This is a genomic window from Elusimicrobium simillimum (assembly GCF_049639735.1).
Classification (GTDB): Bacteria; Elusimicrobiota; Elusimicrobia; order Elusimicrobiales; family Elusimicrobiaceae; genus Elusimicrobium; species Elusimicrobium simillimum.
On sequence record NZ_JBEVVA010000003.1, the window covers coordinates 1,341,233 to 1,360,571 of the forward strand.

17 protein-coding genes and 1 pseudogene are annotated in these 19,339 nt (G+C 44.0%); 9 read left to right on the forward strand and 9 right to left on the reverse strand.

The features are described from left to right. The first annotated feature begins 1 nt into the window (after position 1). A complete protein-coding gene (locus tag AAIR98_RS07035) occupies positions 2-1,507 on the forward strand; it encodes a UxaA family hydrolase (RefSeq protein WP_423971487.1) in 1,506 nt (501 codons plus the stop codon). 376 nt (positions 1,508-1,883) lie between these two features. After that, positions 1,884-3,002, forward strand: coding sequence for an alanine dehydrogenase (gene ald / locus AAIR98_RS07040; RefSeq protein ID WP_423971488.1), 1,119 nt, complete (start codon positions 1,884-1,886; stop codon positions 3,000-3,002). Positions 3,003-3,038: 36 nt separating this feature from the next. On the opposite strand, the gene AAIR98_RS07045 is transcribed toward ald, so the two are convergent. From AAIR98_RS07045 to AAIR98_RS07055, 3 genes are all read right to left on the reverse strand, one after another. Further along, complete coding sequence (locus tag AAIR98_RS07045) at positions 3,039-3,416, reverse strand: hypothetical protein (protein WP_423971489.1); 378 nt, start codon at positions 3,414-3,416, stop codon at positions 3,039-3,041. Between the two features lie 9 nt (positions 3,417-3,425). Then, positions 3,426-4,850: a peptide MFS transporter gene (locus AAIR98_RS07050; protein WP_423971490.1), complete on the reverse strand. Its 1,425-nt coding sequence runs from the start codon at positions 4,848-4,850 to the stop codon at positions 3,426-3,428. A 446-nt stretch (positions 4,851-5,296) separates the two neighbouring features. Beyond that, positions 5,297-6,709: an MFS transporter gene (locus AAIR98_RS07055; protein ID WP_423971491.1), complete on the reverse strand. Its 1,413-nt coding sequence runs from the start codon at positions 6,707-6,709 to the stop codon at positions 5,297-5,299. A 201-nt stretch (positions 6,710-6,910) separates the two neighbouring features. Here AAIR98_RS07055 and AAIR98_RS07060 point away from each other — a divergent pair, with 201 nt between their 5' ends. From AAIR98_RS07060 to AAIR98_RS07085, 6 genes are all read left to right on the forward strand, one after another. Then, positions 6,911-8,668, forward strand: coding sequence for a Na/Pi cotransporter family protein (locus tag AAIR98_RS07060; RefSeq protein WP_423971492.1), 1,758 nt, complete (start codon positions 6,911-6,913; stop codon positions 8,666-8,668). An 8-nt stretch (positions 8,669-8,676) separates the two neighbouring features. Further along, positions 8,677-9,027, forward strand: coding sequence for a hypothetical protein (locus tag AAIR98_RS07065; RefSeq protein ID WP_423971493.1), 351 nt, complete (start codon positions 8,677-8,679; stop codon positions 9,025-9,027). An 83-nt stretch (positions 9,028-9,110) separates the two neighbouring features. Next, positions 9,111-9,764: a tetratricopeptide repeat protein gene (locus AAIR98_RS07070; protein WP_423971494.1), complete on the forward strand. Its 654-nt coding sequence runs from the start codon at positions 9,111-9,113 to the stop codon at positions 9,762-9,764. Further along, positions 9,764-10,150 (forward strand): VOC family protein, encoded by a 387-nt coding sequence (locus AAIR98_RS07075; RefSeq protein ID WP_423971495.1) that lies wholly within the window; start codon positions 9,764-9,766, stop codon positions 10,148-10,150. The genes AAIR98_RS07070 and AAIR98_RS07075 overlap by 1 nt, the downstream gene beginning before the upstream one ends. Beyond that, positions 10,150-10,626 (forward strand): hypothetical protein, encoded by a 477-nt coding sequence (locus tag AAIR98_RS07080; RefSeq protein WP_423971496.1) that lies wholly within the window; start codon positions 10,150-10,152, stop codon positions 10,624-10,626. Before AAIR98_RS07075 ends, AAIR98_RS07080 begins: the two co-directional genes overlap by 1 nt. Before the next feature lie 26 nt (positions 10,627-10,652). Further along, entirely contained in the window at positions 10,653-11,006 is a 354-nt protein-coding gene (locus AAIR98_RS07085) for a hypothetical protein (protein ID WP_423971497.1), read from the forward strand. A 335-nt stretch (positions 11,007-11,341) separates the two neighbouring features. On the opposite strand, the gene groL is transcribed toward AAIR98_RS07085, so the two are convergent. The 4 genes from groL to AAIR98_RS07105 form a co-directional block, all read right to left on the reverse strand. Beyond that, the gene (gene groL, locus AAIR98_RS07090) at positions 11,342-12,970 is read right to left on the reverse strand and encodes a chaperonin GroEL (protein ID WP_423971498.1); all 1,629 of its coding nucleotides are present in this window, start codon (positions 12,968-12,970) and stop codon (positions 11,342-11,344) included. A gap of 158 nt (positions 12,971-13,128) precedes the next feature. After that, positions 13,129-13,422 carry a co-chaperone GroES gene (locus tag AAIR98_RS07095; protein ID WP_423971499.1) on the reverse strand — a complete coding sequence of 98 codons (294 nt, stop codon included), beginning with the start codon at positions 13,420-13,422 and terminating at the stop codon, positions 13,129-13,131. A gap of 353 nt (positions 13,423-13,775) precedes the next feature. Beyond that, complete coding sequence (locus AAIR98_RS07100; protein ID WP_423971500.1) at positions 13,776-14,609, reverse strand: PP2C family protein-serine/threonine phosphatase; 834 nt, start codon at positions 14,607-14,609, stop codon at positions 13,776-13,778. A 10-nt stretch (positions 14,610-14,619) separates the two neighbouring features. Beyond that, the gene (locus AAIR98_RS07105; protein WP_423971501.1) at positions 14,620-16,878 is read right to left on the reverse strand and encodes a serine/threonine protein kinase; all 2,259 of its coding nucleotides are present in this window, start codon (positions 16,876-16,878) and stop codon (positions 14,620-14,622) included. Between the two features lie 182 nt (positions 16,879-17,060). Between AAIR98_RS07105 and rpmE the strand changes: the two are divergent. Next, a pseudogene (rpmE, locus tag AAIR98_RS07110) lies at positions 17,061-17,300 on the forward strand (50S ribosomal protein L31); the annotation flags it as partial. Between the two features lie 727 nt (positions 17,301-18,027). Here rpmE and AAIR98_RS07115 read toward each other — a convergent pair. Together AAIR98_RS07115 and AAIR98_RS07120 are read right to left on the reverse strand one after the other, a co-directional pair. Continuing rightward, a complete protein-coding gene (locus AAIR98_RS07115; RefSeq protein WP_423971502.1) occupies positions 18,028-18,546 on the reverse strand; it encodes a type IV pilin protein in 519 nt (172 codons plus the stop codon). An 81-nt stretch (positions 18,547-18,627) separates the two neighbouring features. Beyond that, entirely contained in the window at positions 18,628-19,278 is a 651-nt protein-coding gene (locus AAIR98_RS07120) for a YiaD family glycine zipper/OmpA-like lipoprotein (protein ID WP_423970248.1), read from the reverse strand. Positions 19,279-19,339 lie beyond the last annotated feature (61 nt).

A 19,339-nucleotide genomic window follows, 5' to 3' on the forward strand; every position in this document is an offset into this window, starting at 1 on the left:
AATGTCTGCTGAAAACACCATGATTTTAGTAAACCCCAAAGACAACGTTGCAGTGGCCTTAACGCCACTGCAAGCGGGGGCTAAGGTTAATATTGAAGGTAAAGAAATAACTTTGCTGGACAATATCCCCTTTGGGCACAAAGCCGCGCTGGTTGACGTAAAAGCGGGCGAAAACATTATAAAATACGGCTACCCCATAGGCCACGCTAAGGTTGATATTAAGGCCGGCGCTCATGTGCATGTGCACAACCTTAAAACCAATCTTTCGGGCATACTAAACTACACTTATAATAAAGTTGATTCCCCATTACCGCAAATACCCGCCAAATATAAAAATGCAACCTTTGACGGCTACAAAAGGCCAAACGGCACTGCCGGGGTGCGTAATGAGGTGTGGATAATACCCACAGTAGGCTGCGTTAACACAACGGCCAAAATACTTGAGAAAAAAGCTAATGAAATGTTCGCCGGTAAGACAGACGGCTTTTTTGCCTACACGCACAACATGGGCTGCAGCCAGTTGGGCGACGACCAGGCCACAACACAAAAAATTTTAAAAGGTATTATCAATAACCCCAACGCAGGCGCCGTACTGGTACTTAGCCTGGGCTGCGAAAATAATAACCTTAAAACATTCATGCCTGTACTGGGTGAGTACGACCCAAACAGAGTAAAATTCATGGTAACGCAAAACGTGGAAGACGAGTACGAAGCAGGCCTAAAAATACTTGGCGAACTGGCGGAGTATGCAAGCTCATTTAAGCGCGAGCCGCTTTCCCCCTCCTACTTAACACTAGGCTTTAAATGCGGCGGGTCAGACGCGTTTTCAGGCATTACGGCAAACCCGCTTTGCGGCAGAATTAATGATTTGTTGGTATCGCTTGGCGGCAGTACAATACTTACAGAAGTGCCCGAGATGTTTGGCGCAGAAACCTTGCTTATGAACCGCGCCACAAATGAGGGCGTGTTCCATAAAATTGTCAGCCTTATCAATGATTTTAAAGGTTACTTTACTAAGTACAAGCAAACCATTTACGAAAACCCCTCCCCCGGCAATAAAGACGGCGGTATTTCTTCTTTGGAAGAAAAGTCGCTTGGTTGCACGCAAAAAGGCGGCGGGGCGCAGGTAGTGGGCGTACTAGACTACGGCGAGCAAATTAGCACGCGCGGGCTTAACCTGTTAACAGGCCCCGGTAATGACCAGGTGTCTGTAACTAACCTTACGGCCAGCGGCGCGCAAGTAATATTGTTTACCACAGGCAGGGGCAACCCGTTTGGCGCGCCTGTGCCTACCATAAAAATATCCTCTAACTCTAACCTGTACAACAATAAAAAACAGTGGATAGATTTTAACGCAGGCATATTGCTGGAAGGGAAAACTTTTGACGAGGCTACAGAACAGCTGTTTGACTATATTTTGGCCTTAGCATCAGGCAAAGTACGCACCAAAAATGAGGAGTACGGCTATAAAGAAATTTCCATATTCCGCGACGGTGTAATACTGTAAAAATAAAAATTAACATAAATGCCATTGTAAAAGTGAATTTCACAGGATTTTGAGTGTCTTTTTAATTTTTCTGATTCCAGCACACTTGGTGCGGGTAACACGGTGGGTGTGGTGGAAGCAGAAAAATTAAAAAGACGCCAAAAGCCGAAGAAATTTTTTTCCGCTGATTGGAACCCAAGCGAACGCAGAGAGCGCAATAGCTGGAACGCGAAGCGCAAAAAAACAATAATATTTTCCTTATAAAAGTTATCTGCAAGCACATCTATTTTAAACAAATTATAAAAAAAGCGCTTTTCAAGAAGCGCTTTTTTTATTTATACTTAAATATACGGCTGCTTGCCATAAGGTTTACATAAGTGTAGGCTGAGGAGATTTCATGAAGATTGGTTGCCCTAAAGAAATAAAAAATAATGAGTACAGAGTTGGCCTTACCCCCAACGCCGCTGAGATGTATGTTAAAGCCGGCCACCAAGTTTATATAGAAACAGGCGCGGGCAAAGGTTCCGCCATAGAAGACACCGACTATGAAAAAGCAGGCTGTAAAATTTTACCCGCCGCCGCTGAAGTTTGGAATACGGCGGATATGATAGTAAAAGTTAAAGAACCTCTAGAGCAGGAATACCCGCTTATGCGCGAAGGGCAAATATTATTTACCTACTTTCACTTTGCCGCCAGCGAGCCGCTTTTAAAAGCCTGCCTTAAACAAAAAATTATCAGCATAGCCTATGAAACTGTAGAAGAAAACGGCGCGTTACCATTGCTAAAACCCATGAGCGAAGTGGCAGGCCGCATGGCCATGGTAATGGGCGCTTTTTACTTAGGCAAACCTTATGGCGGGCGCGGCGTGCTGGCCACCGGGCTTACCGGTGTTGCCCCCGCAAGCGTTACCATACTGGGCGGCGGGGTTGTGGGGACCAACGCAGCAAAAATGGCGGCCGGCATGGGCGCCAACGTATCTTTACTCGATTTAAATTTGGCACGGCTTGAACGCCTTAGCGAGATTCTTCCGCCAAATGTAGACGGCCTCTTTAGTGACAATGTAACGCTGGAAAACGCCCTTAGAAACGCTGACATTGTTGTAGGCGCCGTACTTATACCGGGCGCAAAAGCGCCAAAGCTGGTGCGTAAAGAACACCTTAAAATAATGAAACCGGGCTCTGTAATGGTTGACGTAGCCATAGACCAGGGCGGTTGTTTTGAGACCTCACGCCCCACCACCCATTCCGACCCTATTTACGAGGTGGACGGCATAATACACTACTGCGTGGCAAATATGCCGGGCGCTTACGCCAGGTCATCCACATTCGCGCTTAACAACGCAACGCTTAAATATGGTTTAGAACTGGCTAATAAAGGCGCGGAAAAAGCGTGTAGAGAAAACCCCGCCCTTAAATCGGGGCTAAATACTTACAAAGGTGTTATAACGTTAAAAGCGGTGGCCGAGGCGTTTGGCATGTTGGACAATTACACACCGCCGGAAAAATTTTTAAGTTAAACAAAAATCCCCCGGTTTAGCCGGGGGATTTTTATTTTATGGTATCAATTCTCTTTTAGCTTTTTTGTATTTGTAGATTATTGATTTGGCCGCGTCAGCGGGGTTTACGCGTAAGATAAGCGGTTTATCGGCGGCGGGTTTATAATCAAGAAAATCATTGCCGTTATACTCCTTACCGTCATAAGAGTATGTATACTTAACCTCATACAAAAAACGGTAAAAAGCCGCGGTTTCAGGGCCGCGCGTGCCAACCTCAGCCGGAGCCATAGAGGTAATTTTACCATCCGCGCTTTTCCAACCGCTGTATTTAAAAAACTTAGGCAGAGAAAACACAAAGTCTATCACTCTTACGTATAAAAAATACACAAGTATAAAAGCAAGACCAATGCCTAAACCTATAAGTAAACTTCCCATAATTCCTCCTTACCGTACGTCGCCCATCCATCTTTTTAGCGGCTTCATTATTGATATTAATATGACGGACGCAACTATCGGCGCTACTATCAGCCCGCCGAAGAACGCCTCGTTGCTTATTACGCCAAAATAGCTGGAGTAGAAGCCCGCCAGTTTATTTGCGGCCGCGTTAGCCAGCTTCCACACGCCCATAAGCGTGCCCACAAACTGCACGGGCGCAAGCTTGGTAACCAGTGACAGGCCCACAGGCGACAGGCACAGCTCGCCGGTGGTAAAAGCGGCGTATGTTATAACTAAATACATCATATTTACTTTAACGCCGGGGCCCATTTGCATAGCGGCAATAAGCAGCACAACATAGCCCGCCGCAAGCAGCCATAACGCCCATACAAATTTAGCGGGAGTAGAAGGCTCTTTACCTTTAGCCGCCAGGTTAAGCCACATTTTTGAAAATATAGGGGCAAACAAAACCACAAACACAGGGTTTAAAGACTGAAACCATGTGGCGGGCACTTCCCAGCCAAACAGCATTCTGTTAGTATGCTCGTAAGCAAACAGGTTTAACGCCGCGCCGGACTGTTCAAAAGCCGTCCAGAAGAAAATTACAAAAAACGCCAAAATAAAAATTACCAGTACTTTCATTTTTTCTTCATGCGTAAGTTCTGACTTTATTTCAATTCCTTTAGAAGCCGCCTTCTTTTTAGCCCACAAAATTGCCACGCATAACGCCAATACCCCCGCGCCTATCCAGAAGCCAAACTTCCATATAACTAAGGCAACCAGCAGCAGTATACCGCCGTTAATAGCGGCTTTGCCCCACTCGCCTTTGGCTATTTGGGGACGGTCGCCAACGCCTTTAAAATATTTTTCTTTGCCCCATAAAAAGATAAATAGGCCTAATATCATTACAATGCCGGCCAGCCAAAAACCGTATCTCCAGCCAAATTTTTCACCTATGCCGCCGCCTATAATACCCGCGAAAAACGCGCCTATATTAACAGCCATGTAAAAATATGTAAACCCGCCGTCGCGCCTGGGGTCATTTTTCTCATAGAGAGAGCCAACGAAGGTGCTTATGCTGATTTTAAAGAACCCGTTGCCCATTATTAAAAAACCAAGCGCGGTGTAAATCATGCCGATATTTTCAAAGCCCAGCATAAACTGGCCTATGGCTATCATTATAGCGCCCCAGATTATGGCCAGCTTTTGGCCTATAAACCTGTCCGCCACATAACCGCCTACTATTCCCGATAAATACACCAAGCTTGTAAAAGAACCGTATAGGTTAGAGGCGTCGGCCCTGTTCATTTTAAGCGCGTATACAAAGTACAGTATAAGCAGCGCGCGCATAGCGTAGTAGCTAAAACGCTCAAATATTTCCGTAGCGCATATAAGCCAAAGGCCTACGGGTTGTTTATCCTTAATGTGTTCCATGGGGTCTCCTGAGTACAAAATCAATTCTCATTTATTATACAAACTAACTTTTATTTTGGGTGGAAAGACTTTCCCGGTGAGGCCAAGGTTTTTTATGCCGTTATTAGTGCCGTAACAAAAGTGAATTTCACAGGATTTTGAGTAAATTTCGGACTTTCTTTATTTTGGCACACTTGGTGCGGGAACACGGTGGATGTGGTGAAATAAAGAAAGGAAAGCGAGGCAAACTTGCTGAGCGTATTAATAAGAAGATTTTGAAAGTTGTTATTTTGACCAAGTCAAAATATTCAAAATCTAATTTTTGCTATGCAAAAATTTGCCAAAAGCCGAAGAAATTCTTTTCCGCTGCTTGAAACCCAAGCAAACGCAGTGCGCGACATAACCGGGACGCGAAGCGCAAAAAAAACCTCCCCAAATGGGGAGGTTTTTAAAACTTAAACTAAATTTTACTGAGCTTCTGTATGGCAGGCATTGTCACAGCCGGTGGCGTCGTTCTTTTTAGGAGCGGCCTCTTTCTTCCATGTTGTGGCAATTAAAATACCAGCTATAATACAAGCAAAAATACAGGATATAAACACGCCTCTCCAACCGTAAAGCTTGCTGATATACGCCGCGCCGGAGCTGGAAAGCATAGCGCCGAAGTAGCCAAACATACCTGTAAAACCGCACGCCGCTGATACCGCCTGCGGGGTTACTATACGGCTGGTTTGCACGCCGCCGGCCAGGTTCTGCGGGCCGTCGACAAAAAAGCCTATAAAAGCCGCGAATAATGATGTAACTATCATAGCGTTAGGACCGGCGAGTTTATAAAAGCACCAGCAGCTTACCGCTAAAATAGTTAAGTAAATAAGGTTCATCTGCGTGCAGCGGCCCTGAAAGAATTTATCAGCCAGGTAACCCGCTACGATACCGCCGGGCATACCGAGGAAAGGCATCCACTTAAGCGCGGAAACAGCGGCCTGCTGTGTGAATCCCCTGTCGTCAACTAAGAACATTGTGCCCCAGTCCAACGTGGCAAAGCGTACATAGTACACAAATACATATGATAACGCTAAAGCCCAAAGGAACGGGTTTGTAAAAATATGCTTTTTAAGAATATACCAGTGAGAGACGCCTACTTCATTTTTAATAGGCATAGGGTCATTTTTATACTCTTCAATAGGCGGCAGACCAACGTTTGTAGGCTTATCTTTTAATAAAAGTAAAACGCCCAAGCTGTAGGTTATACCCATAATAGCGGGGATAACAAAGGCCATTTTCCACATATCCAGTTTAAGTAAATATGAAATAAGCACGCCTACAAAGAACGCGCCGAATGTGTGGGAAGATGACCAAAGCGTCCATTTTGTGGCCCTTTCGCTTGCGGAGAACCAGCTTACCAAGCCTTTAGCGACGGGAGGAAAGCCCATTGACTGGAACACGCCGTTTAAGCCCCAGAAGAAAGCGGCAAAACCAACCAGCGGTATTGTCATACCGGAGTTGGCAAACCAGCTTTGCAAATTAGGAAGAAACGGGAAAGCGAGGTTAACAAGTGATGAACATAAAAGACCTGTGGCCATAATACTTCTTACGTTACATCTGTCGGCCAGTACGCCGCTTAAAAACTTACCTACGCCGTAAGTGGCGTAAATGGTTGTACCGATAATACCTAACTGAATAACGTCAAAGCCAAAGTTATCTCTGAGAGCGGGTTTTACAAAGTCAAGGTTTTTTCTGGTGAAGTAATATAAGGCATAACCAAAATACATATAAAAGAACATCTTGATACGCATGTTTCTGTACAATCTTTTTATTTCTTTTTCATCTGTAAGCCTTTCTGTGTCGGGAAGGGGCTTAAAGAAGCTAAACAGCTTTTGCATAAGTTAGTCCTCCAAGGATTGTTACTGCCGGTTAACTGCCACTGCTATATGTTTTTGCATATATCCAGATTATACATAAACAAATTTAAAAAGAATAGTCCTAAATAAAAGTCCTATTTTAAAGTTGACGGCAACATATATAAAAGAATAAAATGTAAGAGTAAACAAAGGACATAAAATATAATCTCAAAGGGAGAATAAATGAGTACTACATTGATAGTATTAAACGTTCTGGGCGGTCTTGCTATTTTCTTATACGGCATGAAGCTTATGAGCGACGGGCTGCAAAAAATGGCCGGCAACTCTATGCGCAAACTGCTTGCCGCCGCAACAACCAACCGGTACACTGCGACATTGTCAGGTATCTTAGTAACAAGTATTATACAATCGTCCAGCGCTACCACGGTTATGGTGGTGGGCTTTACCAGCGCGGGGCTGTTAACGCTTAACCAGGCTTTGGGCGTAATATTCGGCGCCAACATAGGCACCACTATGACGGCCTGGATAGTCAGCTTCTTTGGCTTTAAAATGCAAATTTCCCTATTCGCCTTACCGGTACTGGCAATAGGGTTTTTTATTCAGTTCATCGGCAAGTGGAAAACACTTCACAGAATAGGCGAGGCTATGGTAGGCTTCGGCTTTCTCTTCTTAGGTCTTGATTTAATGAAAAACGCCATACCGGACTTTTCCCAGTCCCCCGGCGTAATGGCGTGGCTCTCACAGTTTAGGCCAACCAACTTTGGCTACCTGCTGCTGCTTATATTTATAGGTTCCGCATTAACTGTGGTACTACAATCCTCCAGCGCGGTTATGGCCATGACCATTACCTGCGCGGCCAAAGGGTTTATAGATTTTCCCACCGCGGTAGCGCTTGTGTTGGGTGAAAACATCGGCACCACAATCACCGCTAACCTGGCGGCCATAGGCGCTAATAAAGCGGCTAAACGCGCGGCGCTTGGGCACTTCTTTTTCAACTTTATAGGCGTGGTTTGGGTTGCGCTTATATTTAAACCGTTTGTTAACTTTGTGGACTGGCTTATCCCCGGTTCCCCCTACGGCACGGACCCTAAAACCCTTACCGAATATATACCGTACCATATCAGCGCGTTCCACACCGTATTTAACCTTATAAATACTTTTGTAATGCTTTTCTTTATAAGATATCTGGCAAAATTAACCACTCTTATAATACCTGTAACCAAAAGGGAAAAACACTCTACGGAACTTGTGTTTATAAACTCACGCTTTGCCAGCGCGCCGGAACTTGCCATAGAAGCCGTGCGTAAAGAAATAGAACGCATGACCGCCCTTGTAAGCAAAATGCTTAACAAAATTACCCACGCCATGAAAGTGGAAGAAGACGGCATGTTTGACCAGTTAATAAAAGACGTCTACGCCTTAGAAAAAGACACCGATATAATGGAATATAAAATAAACAATTATCTTACTTCTATAGCGCATGAAAGAGTGTCAAGCACAGTGCTGGACGAAATTATGGCGCTTATTGAAGTAATAAACAGCGTAGAACGCATGGGTGACAGCGGCGAGAATATAGCCAAACTGCTTGTACTTGCGCGCCAAAGTAAAGAGTTTTCGCCGGAAGATATTAAGAGTATAGACGACATGGCCGACCTTATAAAAGCGGCGGTAAAAGACGCCAGGACAAGCCTGTTAAGCGTGGACAGCGGCAAAATCAGCGCGCATGAACTGTTAAGAAGAGCCTATGAAAGAGAAGGCAAAATAAATACGCTGCGCAACAAGCTGCGTGACGAGCGTAATTTGCAGACAATAAAAAGAGAAGACGTGTCCGCAATATCCTCCACGCATTACGCAGATATTATCAGCCGTCTTGAAAGAATAGGCGACCACGCTTTAAGAGTTATAGACAACTCCATAAGCAAAAAAACGCCGGAAAAAGAAAAGGGCGAGAGCAACGCGGTTACAACAAAAAGGTTTTAGAGAATATTATGAAAATTATAACTAAAATAATAATATTAACCGCCGTGGTGTTTACCTTTGCCGCGTGTAAAAATAACACAACGCAAAACGCCGCGGCCGCGCAGGAAAGATACCGGCAAACTCTGGCCGGGCAAAATACCTGCGCCGCAGACAGCGACTGTGTCAAAATAGCCGCCGGCTGCTGCCAGTGCGACGGGTACGCCGCCATAAACAAAAAACACTTTGCAGCGCTTACTCAAAAAAAGAACGCTATGTGCGATGGCGCCATGTGCACAATGCAATATTGTTTTAATGATGTAACGGTGTCATGCCAGAATAAAAAATGCGTAGCAACGCCTGTTAAAACACAAATACAATAAAAGACTTAGGCAATATATAAAAGGGGCCCGCGCGGCCCCTTTTATAATTGACATAAGAAAAACATAAAAGTACCATATATAATATGAGGAAATACACCATTTTATTTTTGCTGGTTTTATCCGTGGTCTTCTATTGCGCGTGCAATAAAGAAGCGTCTACTGATTTTGTGCAGCCAGAAATAACTGCGGAAAATAAAGCGCAGTTTAAAGAAACTTTAAACTTTGCAAAACTGGGTAATCCTGATTTTCAATATAAAGCCGCCATTATGTACCGTGACGGGATAGGCGTAAAAAGAAGTTATAAGCACGCGGCAAAGTGGTTTGAAAAGTCCGCCGCCAAAGGCAATGCCCGCGCCGCGTACAATATAGCGCTTATGTATGATTTTGGCCAAGGGGTAAAAGAAAACCCCGCAAAAGCGCTTGAGTGGATGACAACGGCGGCCGAGTTAAAAGACGAACGCGCCCTTAACCGCCTGGGTAATATGTACTATATGGGCCGCGGCGTTGAGAGAGACTTTGCCAAAGCTTTAGATTTTTACCAAAAAGCCGTTGAAAACGGTTCTGTCAACGCCAAGACTTCTCTTGGCACAATGTATTTTTTAGGGCACGGCGTTACTCCTGATAAAGACAAGGCTTACTCTATTTTAAGAGAAGCGGCTAACGCGGGCGACCCATACGCCCAGGAAAAACTAAGAGCGTGGTTTACCCCGCCAAAATTTAGAATGAAAAAACCGTAATGAAAATAGACCATATAGCTATTTATACCGCTAATTTAGAGGCATTAAAACTGTTTTACATAAAATATTTTAATGCCTCTTCTAACTCTATGTACCATAACCCCAAAACAGGGCTTAAAACTTATTTTCTTATGTTTGAAAACGGCGCCAGGCTGGAAATAATGTCCCGCCCTGATATAACCGAAAATGCGCCGCAGCAAAGCCTTGGCATTATACATATAGCTTTTAGCGTAAAAACAAAAACAGATGTAGACACGCTTACCAACCGCCTGGCCAAAGACGGCTACACCATACTCAGCGCCCCCAGAACCACAGGCGACGGCTACTACGAGTCATGCGTGCTTGACCCTGACGGCAACCAGCTGGAAATAGTTGCGGGTAAATAATGAGCATAAAATTTATCATTAAAATTTTTATAAAAATAGCAATGGCATTGTTTGTGCTAAGGGCAATGCAGATGACCGGCCTGCGTGAAATGGCAAGAATACTTAGCGTAAAAACAGTACCCACCGGAGAAAAAACTAAATTACGCCGCGTAGGGCTGGTAAAAGATTTTAAAGAAGACGAAAGTGACGGCACCATTTCCTACAAAAATTCTTACACTCTTTTATGGCTTAAAAATATTACCTTGGCGGGACATGGGATATATATAGAAACGGCGTTTCCCTTCGGCATGTTTTCAGACGCTTTTTTTATACCCTTTGACGCGGTAAAAGACGTGTATAAATATGAGGGCCGCCTGCGCTACGCTTACATATGCACGGTGGAATATAAAGAAAAATCATTTCTCATGATTTTTGATAAAAAAACCGCCGCCAAGCTGGCGCCGATACTTGAGGATATAATAAAATCCCGCAGTTAAGGCGGCTATTTTGCTATATTTAAATTATGAAAAGAAATTCTATTTTATTTTTAATTTTAACGGCAACATTATTTTTTGCGGCGTGTGAAAAGAAAGAAGAGCCTAAACAAAAACAGGAAAACGCGCTTAAATCTTACCACTCCAATTTAAAAAACGCCGTTGATTCCGCCAGAGCTATACAATATAAACAGCCTGACATAAGCGCGTTAGAAAGCAATTCTTCCGCCTCTACACAACCGCGCCGTACTCAAACACAAATGCGCCAGCCCTCCGCCGCAAAAAGACCTTCCTACAAATCACAAAGCGGCAATTCCTCGTCTGGCACATGCCAAATTATGAACGATAAAGGCAAAATGGTAGACTGCAATTCAATATTATAATTTGCTAAACACACAATAACCCCGGGAGAGAAATTTTCTCTACCAGGGTTTTATATCTATTTTAAAATTTATTTTATTAGTCGGGGCCCCGAGATTTTGAGCGCAGTTTTGATTTTTACGGAGTGGGGCACACTTTTAAAATATTATATTTTTACCGGGGCCCCGAAGATTTGAGATTAGTTTTGATTTTTATTTATTTGGCACACTTTGCGCGAGGAGCCCAAAGGGCGGACGGGGTGTGTCAAATAAATAAAAATCAAAAATAACTCAAATATTTGGGGAAAGTTTTAAATAAAAAAGGCGGCCTGAAAAGGCCGCCTTTTATTTAAAACTTATTACATCATGCCCATGCCGCCCATGCCGCCGGGCATGGCCGGTGCCGCGCCCTTTTCTTCGGGTTTGTCGGCCACTAAGGCTTCGGTAAGAAGTACCGTGCCGGCGATAGAGGCCGCATTTTCCAGCCCTATGCGCACTACTTTCACAGCGTCAACCACGCCTTCTTTAATCATGTCTACGTATTTGCCTGTTTCGGCGTCAAAGCCTTCGCTGCCTTTGGCTTTTCTTACGTTTTCAACTATGACTGAACCGTCAAGGCCCGCGTTAACCGCAATTTGCCTAAGCGGGGCTGTTAGGGCCTTTTTAACTATGTTAATACCTGTCTGAACGTCTTCGTTATCAGCCTTTAAAGCTTCAAGCGCGGGCTCGCATCTTGTTAAAGCTACGCCGCCGCCGGCAACTAAGCCTTCTTCAACACCGGCTTTGGTAGCGTTTTTAGCGTCTTCTACTTTGGCTTTTTTGGCTTTCATTTCAGTTTCTGTGGCCGCGCCCACCGCTATTACGGCAACACCGCCGGAAAGCTTGGCTAAACGTTCCTGCAGTTTTTCTTTGTCATAATCTGAGGTAGAGTTTTCAATCTGTTTTCTAATCTGCTCCGCTCTGGCGGCAATGTTTTTCTTGTCGCCTTCGCCGTTTACTATTGTTGTGTTTTCTTTGTCTACAACAATTCTTTTGGCGGTGCCCAGCATTTCAGGGGTAGCGGTTTCAAGCTTTAAACCTTTTTCTTCAGCAATTACCGTGCCGCCCGTTAAAATAGCTATGTCTTCTAACATTTCTTTACGTCTGTCGCCAAAGCCGGGGGCTTTTACGGCGCAGCCTCTTAAGGTGCCGCGCAGGCGGTTAACTACCAAGGTGGCTAAAGCTTCACCGTCAACATCTTCGGCAATAATGAGAAAGTTGCGGCCGTTTTTAACTATGCCTTCAAGTAAAGGCAAAAGTTCGTTCATAGAGCTGATTTTTTTGTCTGTCAAAATAATCTGGCAGTCTTCCAGTACGCATTCCATTCTTTCGGAATCTGTTACAAAGTAGGGTGAAATGTAACCGCGGTCAAACTGCATGCCCTCAACAATCTGTAGTTCTGTTGTGGCTGTTTTACCCTCTTCTACCGTTATAACGCCCTCGTGGCCAACCTTTTCCATGGCTTCGGCAATAAGTTCGCCCACCATGCGGTCATTGGCTGAAATTGTGGCAATTTGCGCTTTTTCTTCTTTGGTTTTAACGGGCCTGTGCATTTTGGCAAGTTCCGCTTTTACAGCTTCTACGGCCATTTCAATACCTTTTTTAACTAATGTAGGGTTGGCGCCCGCCGTAATATTTTTAATACCCTCTGTAAGCATAGCCTGGGTAAGCACTGTGGCTGTTGTGGTGCCGTCGCCGGCGATATCGTTGGTTTTAGACGCTACTTCACGTATAAGCTGCGCGCCCATATTTTCAAATTTATCTTCTAACTCTATATCTTTTGCTATTGTTACGCCGTCATCTATAATTAACGGTGAACCAAATTTCTTTTCCAACACTACGCTTCTGCCCTTGGGACCTAATGTTACGCTGACTGCGTTTGCTACTTTTTCAATACCGGCCTTCATTTTGGCCCTGGCTTCGTCGCCATAAATAATCTGCTTCGACATATTGGTTTTTCTCCTTTTTTGTCCCTCTCCCTCTTAGGGGAGAGGGCGCGGGTGAGGGTGATGTACACAAAATGTGTTGTTTAATCTATTCAAGGTCCCTCCTTTCGGGACCGATAAGATAAAAAACCCTTCCCCGGCCATTTCAATTTTTTAAATTTTTATTTAATAATACCGAGGACATCGTCCTGATGCATGATAAGATAATTTTTATCGTTAATCTTAACTTCTGTGCCCGAATATTTGCCGTAAAGCACTTTGTCGCCTTTTTTAACGTCCATGGGTAATCTTTCCCCATTGTCTTTCAGTTTACCCTGGCCTGCGGCTACAACTTCACCCTCCATCGGCTTTTCTTTGGCTGTATCGGGTATGATAATACCGCTTTTCATAACTTCACGCTCTATGGGTTTTACTATAATTCTATCCCCAAGAGGCACTATATTAATGTCTGACATATTTGCTAACCTCCCAACTAATATTTTTAAATTGATTTTACTACGTATGATTAGTATAAAGAGTATTTTTACTCCTTATCCTATAACTAATTTATCAAATTATCTCATAATTGTCAAACCAGCCAAAAGAGTGCTAATAAAGAACACAACAACTTTTCCAGGCACAAAACCAACAAAACAGTCTATTGTAGGGGCGGAGCTAGTCTCCGCCCCTTTTGTACTTATATTTATAGAAAGCATAGGGCGGAGACTAGCTCCGCCCCTACAGAAATTTTTTACATTAAAAAACGGCAAATATTTTTAACAAAAATTAGGAAAATACAGTGGATATTTTATTTAAAAAATGTATTTTATTATTTTTGCCCTATGAACATTTTTTTAAATTTGTTCCATTTTGTCTCAATAAACCCGGGCTCCGGCATTACCTGTACCACAACGGCGGAAATATTGTCTTTGCCGTCTTTTTCATTAGCTTTTCTTACTATGGCTTTGCAAATTTTGGATACCGATGTTCTGCCTGTTTTCATAAGGTACTGCTTTATTTCCTCATCTTCCAGGCCTTTATTCACACCGTCAGAGCACATAAATATTACGTCCCCCTCCAGCACGCCAAACTGCAAAATGTCAAACTCCACGTCTTTTTTAATGCCCATGGCGCGGGTAAGCACGTTTTGTATGGCGGACTTTTCCGCCTGCGCTTTTGTAAGCAGGCCGCGGCGCACGTGCTCTGCCGCTAAAGAATGGTCTATGGTAAGCTGTGTAAAAACACCGTCTCTTAAAAGATATATTCTGGTGTCGCCAATATGTATGGCGTAGGCGCTGTCTTTATTGTCAAAAAGCAGGCAGCTGAGCGTAGTGCCCATGGTGCGGTACATTTGGTTATCCTGCGCCATTTTGTACACGGTATAATTGGCGTAGTCCGCCGCCATAAGCAAACGGCGTTCCATTTTGTTCATTTCAGGTAAAAAATCTTTGGGTATTACTATTTTGCCGCTTTCCATTTTTATAAGAGTGTCAACAAAGGTGGTTATGGCAAGATTACTGGCTATTTCCCCGGCGCTGTGCCCCCCCATGCCGTCTGCGACGGCGGCAAAACGGAGTTCAGACGATATAAACACCATATCTTCATTTTTCTCTCTTATCTTACCAATATCGCTGTAAGCGGCAAAGTTTAGTCTAATGGTCATATATCAAATATTACCGTAAATCACGTCTTAAAATAGTATGTACTATAAAGTAAATATTAGCAAACAAGAGTAACAGTATAAGACCGTATTTAAAAACCGCGGTTTGCGCGCTGTGCTCAGCCACCCGGTCAAACGGGGTAAGAATGGCGTTTTTCCATATAGCGTAACGCATTTTTTTATCGCCTTGGGTTTCATAAATACTTACAAAATCGGCTATAGGGTCCTTTTGGGCGGCGGCAGCGGCTTTTTTATCATCCGCTTCTTTATTGTCCGCGGAAGTGCTGCCCTCTACAATTTTTGCTATGCCAAGCAAACTGGAACCAAAGTTAAGGTCTAACGCCGGCTTAGAAAACTTAAGCCCAGCCCCCTCTTTAGGTTTAATATTTTTGGTTTCAATAACTTTACCTGCGGCGGTTATATCAGCGTAAACTTTGCCTGATATTTGGTAGCCGCCCACACTGGCCAGCGCGAGCGTCATTAAAAACGCGGGCAGCAAACTGCTAAAAACAAATGTTCTTGGCAGCACAACAGCCACGCAGGACAGCGTTAAAAGCACCGCGCAGTAAAAAAGTAATGACACAAAAGGCTCGTCCGAAGGATCAATAGGCAGCGCGGAAAACGCTTTAAACGAATATATGGTTATAAGTATAGCAACACCGCAAATTATGCGCGCGGGAAACGGCGACGACTTGCCAAACATAAGCGTTAAAGAAAGTATGGCGCCTATTAAAGCGTATACAAGACAGTAATCCTGCGCCGCAATATTACCAAGCCCCTTGGCAAAAGCGCCGGCAAAAGAAACATCCGCCGTAAAAAACCCGGCCAAATATCCGCACACCATCACCATAAATACGCCTAAAGCGTGACGGGCGTAAACTTTCATGCAAGCAAGCAAAAAAGTTATAAAGGCCATAAGCGCCGTAAGCACGGTAATAAGAGGCGCGGCGGTAAGCGTGGAAAGTTTGCCTATATACTTAAACGCGCCAAAAAATGTAGCGCTTGTCTCAGCATCCAGCGTTGATGCCGCCGCGGCGCCAAATTTGACCGCCACAACAGCCGCTGTTATAGATACAACCAAAAATATAGGAATATGAATGAGAACCTTAGCCAGTGCGGCGGGAATGCCGCTGGCTTTAACTTTCATTTTAACTTCGTCAATAGCCAGACCTCTCTCATGTATCTTTTCCTCCTCAGGCATAGGCGGGGCCGCCTTGGCCGACTGGGTGGGCGAACCAAGCACCGGCATTTTAGGACCCGTTGTCATGGCTTGCTTAGAAGAAATTCTTGTTATTCTCTCGCTTCTTGTGGCGCGTTTCATTCTAAGAGACTCTGTAGTTGTCGTCTTCTCAGGGCGAAGGCGGAGCGGGACCTCTGTGCCTATATCAAGCACAGCGTCAAGACCTGTGCGCACTTTCATTTGGTCTTCTGCGCGCATTTTCATTATATGGTCCAACACTTCCTCGGCTGTTTGAAACCTGTCGTCGGGGCGTTTGGCCATAAGTTTTTGTGTGACAAGAGAAAGCCAGGCGGGAATATCTTTTCTGATATCGCCGGGGTTGGGAATAGGGTCGTGAATGTGCTTTTGAATAATGTCTATGGAGTTTTTGCCCTTATAAGGAAATTGCCCCGTAAGCATAAAATAAAGCGTGGCGCCGGCGGAGTAAAGGTCCGCCCTGGTATCAATAACGCCGCCAAGGGCCTGCTCCGGCGCTATAAAATAGGCTGTGCCGGCCATCTCTGTGGTTTTTGTCATGGACTGGTTTTTTTCTATTTTTTTGGCGATGCCAAAGTCCACAATTTTTGCTTCAAGCTTCTCGTTAATTAAAATATTAGAGGGCTTAATATCACGGTGGATAATACCCTTTTCATGCGCTACGGCAAGCCCTTTAAGAACCCCTTGGAAAATGTTTAAAATAAACCCGATAGGCAGGTTGGGGCGCCTGCGTATAATGTTAGAAACTGTGTCCCCGGAAATAAAAGTCATTACTATAAAATAAAGGCCCCTTTCTCTGCCAACGTTATAAACGTTGACGATGTTGGGGTGGTCAAGCTCGGCAATGGCGCGGGCTTCGGTAAGAAATAAGGTTACGGCTTTTTGGTCTTCCGCCAAAGACGGGCTTAATATTTTTACGCAGACAATCCTGTCAAGCGCCTTATGCCTGGCTTTGTAGACGGACCCCATACCGCCGACGGCGATTTTCTCAAGAATCTCGCAGCCTGATATTACGGTGCCTATCAAAGGGTCTTGCATATTTTTGTCTTCACTCATGGTAACACCTGTTTGGGAATATATATATTTATATTAATATATAAATTATACAATGTAAAATAAACACTGGCAATTTATTTAACTAAAATCTGCCGTGTTTTTAACTGCCTTAACTCATGTTATACAAAATACGGCAAAAAATAGTATAATAAATTAATAAATTTTATTGAGGTTACAAAAAAATGAAAGAAAAAATTCATCCAAAATATCAAGAAGTGGAAGTTAATTGTGCCTGCGGCGCAAAATTTACAACACGCTCCACAATGAAGTCAATTAAATTAGACATTTGCTCAGAATGCCACCCTTTCTTCACAGGCAAGCAAAAAGTGTTGGACACAGAAGGCAGAGTAGATAAATTTAACAAAAAATTTGCCGCTTCAGAAGGTAAACTTATCGCAAGAAAACCTAAAACTGTGGTTAAAGCCCAGGCCAAAATGAAAGCGCCCGTTAAAATTAAAAAAATAATTGTAGCCGGTGATGAAAAAAAGGCTCCTGTAAAAAAGGCTAAAAAAGAAGCAGCAAAATAATAAAAATATTTTAAGCCCCGCTCTAAGTGAGCGGGGCTTTTGCTTTGCAAAAGCTAATTCAGGCATTTTAGCTTTGCTAAAAAAAGACTTGCCTGAATTTTACCCATTGATACGCCCCGCTTTTAGCGGGGCTTTTGCCTTGCAAAAGCTAATTCAGGCATTTTAGCTTTGCTAAAAAAAGACTTGCCTGAATTTTACCCATTGATACGCCCCGCTTTTAGCGGGGCTTTTTATTCCCCCCCGACTAGACCGGGGAGGTCGCTTAGCTTTTTCTAGGGAGCAGATTATTTATTGTTAAAAATAGTACGTTGTTGTTGCCGCTCCCTCAGCCGTAAGGCGTGAGGGTCTCAAGCAATGAGTGCGCGTTGGCGCACATAGGTGCTGTCTTATTTTGGCTACGCCATTGTCCTTGAGACCATCTCGCTCCGCCGCGCGATGGAACAGCACTTATTATGCAAAAGTAAGGTGTTCTAAATACGCTTTTAAACGCTGCTGCTAGAAAGGAGTACTCGCGTTTGTAACCCACGCCTACTCCGGGGGATGGGATTTGCGCAAAAAAACCCCAAGGCAGAATTTGCCTCGGGGTAAAATATTTTATGCAAGCCGCGTATAAAAACGCCGCTTAATCGCAAGTAGATTTAAGATGGCTGCCTACCATAAAACTGCAGTCATCACCCACACAGCACAAGTTTGAATCCCTATAATTTATAAGACGTATAGTATAAGAATATTTTGTACCGTTTCTTGAAGCGGACGCGTAGGACTTGGTTGTGTCCGTATTTGTAACAAGTTTGTAAGTAAAGTTATCTGTGGAAATAGAATCCGCGTTTGGTGAGGTAATGCCTGAAACAACAGGCCCAAGCTGGTCAAAATTTTTAGCGTAACCTTTACCTGTGGAGTTGCCAAGAAGCGCCCTTGTCTCCTGCTCTGAACGTATGTGGGAGAGAATGTCTATAGCCTCCGTCACTCTGCCGCGCTCTACGGATTTTTCATACTGCGGCAAAGCAAAGCCCGCCATAAGCGCTATTATTATAACCACAATAGACAGCTCCATAAGTGTAAAACCGGCGCAGCGCTGTCGCGCCGTCCTCAGGGGGAGTTGCTTGCAAATCCCCAGCGGGGACCTCATCAAATTTCTCATAACATATCTCCTAAAAAATAAATCTATAAGAACATGATACAAAAAAATACCACCCTTTCGGGTGGTATTTTTAACACTAAACTATTTATAATTTTGTTCAACAAGCTTCTGGTTGGCTGTAATGTTAAGGTTAACGCGTCTGTTTTGTGAGCGGCCCTCAGCTGTAGCGTTAGACGCTATGGGGTTGCTCTGGCCAAAACCCTGGTAACCAATGCTGTAGGTTTTAACATTGTTGGCAAGAAGTTCATTGTAAACAGCCTGGGCTCTTTTCTGTGAAAGAGAAAGGTTAAAAGCTTCTGACCCTGTTGAATCCGTATAGCCTTCAACAACAATTATGTTTTCAGGATATTTTTTGAGAACTTTGCCAAGGTCGGCAACGTTCTGTTTTGCGGCTGCGGAAAGCTCTGAGCTGCCGGTGGCGAATAAAATGTCGTTTTTCAAAACAACTTTTATGCTGCCGTCGGCGTTTCTTTCAACTGTGGCAATTTTAGCAAGTTCTTTGGCCTGTTTGTCATAATAGTTACCAATGCCGCCGCCTAAAAGACCACCTGCCGCCGCGCCTATAAGAGCGCCTGTTTCAGCCTTGCCGCCTGTGTTATGCGCTATTACCGCGCCGCCTATAGCGCCTATTGCCGCGCCGGCACCCGCGCCGATGGCTGTTTTTTTACCGGGTGTTGTACAGGCAGTAAACACTAAAGCTACTGCCGTTAAAGTTAAAACTATTTTCTTCATACTACCTCCTAATTTTTTACCTGCTTATATTCTACATAAATTTTTAAGCCAGCACATACAA

Bases quoted from the DNA above. Each gene is read 5' to 3' on its own strand.
- AAIR98_RS07035 (WP_423971487.1), top strand. From the start codon at position 2: ATGTCTGCTGAAAACACCATGATTTTAGTAAACCCCAAAGACAACGTT.
- AAIR98_RS07120 (WP_423970248.1), bottom strand. From the start codon at position 19,278: ATGAAGAAAATAGTTTTAACTTTAACGGCAGTAGCTTTAGTGTTTACT.
- AAIR98_RS07070 (WP_423971494.1), top strand. From the start codon at position 9,111: ATGAGGAAATACACCATTTTATTTTTGCTGGTTTTATCCGTGGTCTTC.
- AAIR98_RS07105 (WP_423971501.1), bottom strand. From the start codon at position 16,878: ATGAGTGAAGACAAAAATATGCAAGACCCTTTGATAGGCACCGTAATA.
- groL (WP_423971498.1), bottom strand. From the start codon at position 12,970: ATGTCGAAGCAGATTATTTATGGCGACGAAGCCAGGGCCAAAATGAAG.
- AAIR98_RS07095 (WP_423971499.1), bottom strand. From the start codon at position 13,422: ATGTCAGACATTAATATAGTGCCTCTTGGGGATAGAATTATAGTAAAA.
- ald (WP_423971488.1), top strand. From the start codon at position 1,884: ATGAAGATTGGTTGCCCTAAAGAAATAAAAAATAATGAGTACAGAGTT.
- AAIR98_RS07080 (WP_423971496.1), top strand. From the start codon at position 10,150: ATGAGCATAAAATTTATCATTAAAATTTTTATAAAAATAGCAATGGCA.
- AAIR98_RS07050 (WP_423971490.1), bottom strand. From the start codon at position 4,850: ATGGAACACATTAAGGATAAACAACCCGTAGGCCTTTGGCTTATATGC.
- AAIR98_RS07065 (WP_423971493.1), top strand. From the start codon at position 8,677: ATGAAAATTATAACTAAAATAATAATATTAACCGCCGTGGTGTTTACC.
- AAIR98_RS07060 (WP_423971492.1), top strand. From the start codon at position 6,911: ATGAGTACTACATTGATAGTATTAAACGTTCTGGGCGGTCTTGCTATT.
- AAIR98_RS07075 (WP_423971495.1), top strand. From the start codon at position 9,764: ATGAAAATAGACCATATAGCTATTTATACCGCTAATTTAGAGGCATTA.
- AAIR98_RS07115 (WP_423971502.1), bottom strand. From the start codon at position 18,546: ATGAGAAATTTGATGAGGTCCCCGCTGGGGATTTGCAAGCAACTCCCC.
- AAIR98_RS07045 (WP_423971489.1), bottom strand. From the start codon at position 3,416: ATGGGAAGTTTACTTATAGGTTTAGGCATTGGTCTTGCTTTTATACTT.
- AAIR98_RS07100 (WP_423971500.1), bottom strand. From the start codon at position 14,609: ATGACCATTAGACTAAACTTTGCCGCTTACAGCGATATTGGTAAGATA.
- AAIR98_RS07085 (WP_423971497.1), top strand. From the start codon at position 10,653: ATGAAAAGAAATTCTATTTTATTTTTAATTTTAACGGCAACATTATTT.
- AAIR98_RS07055 (WP_423971491.1), bottom strand. From the start codon at position 6,709: ATGCAAAAGCTGTTTAGCTTCTTTAAGCCCCTTCCCGACACAGAAAGG.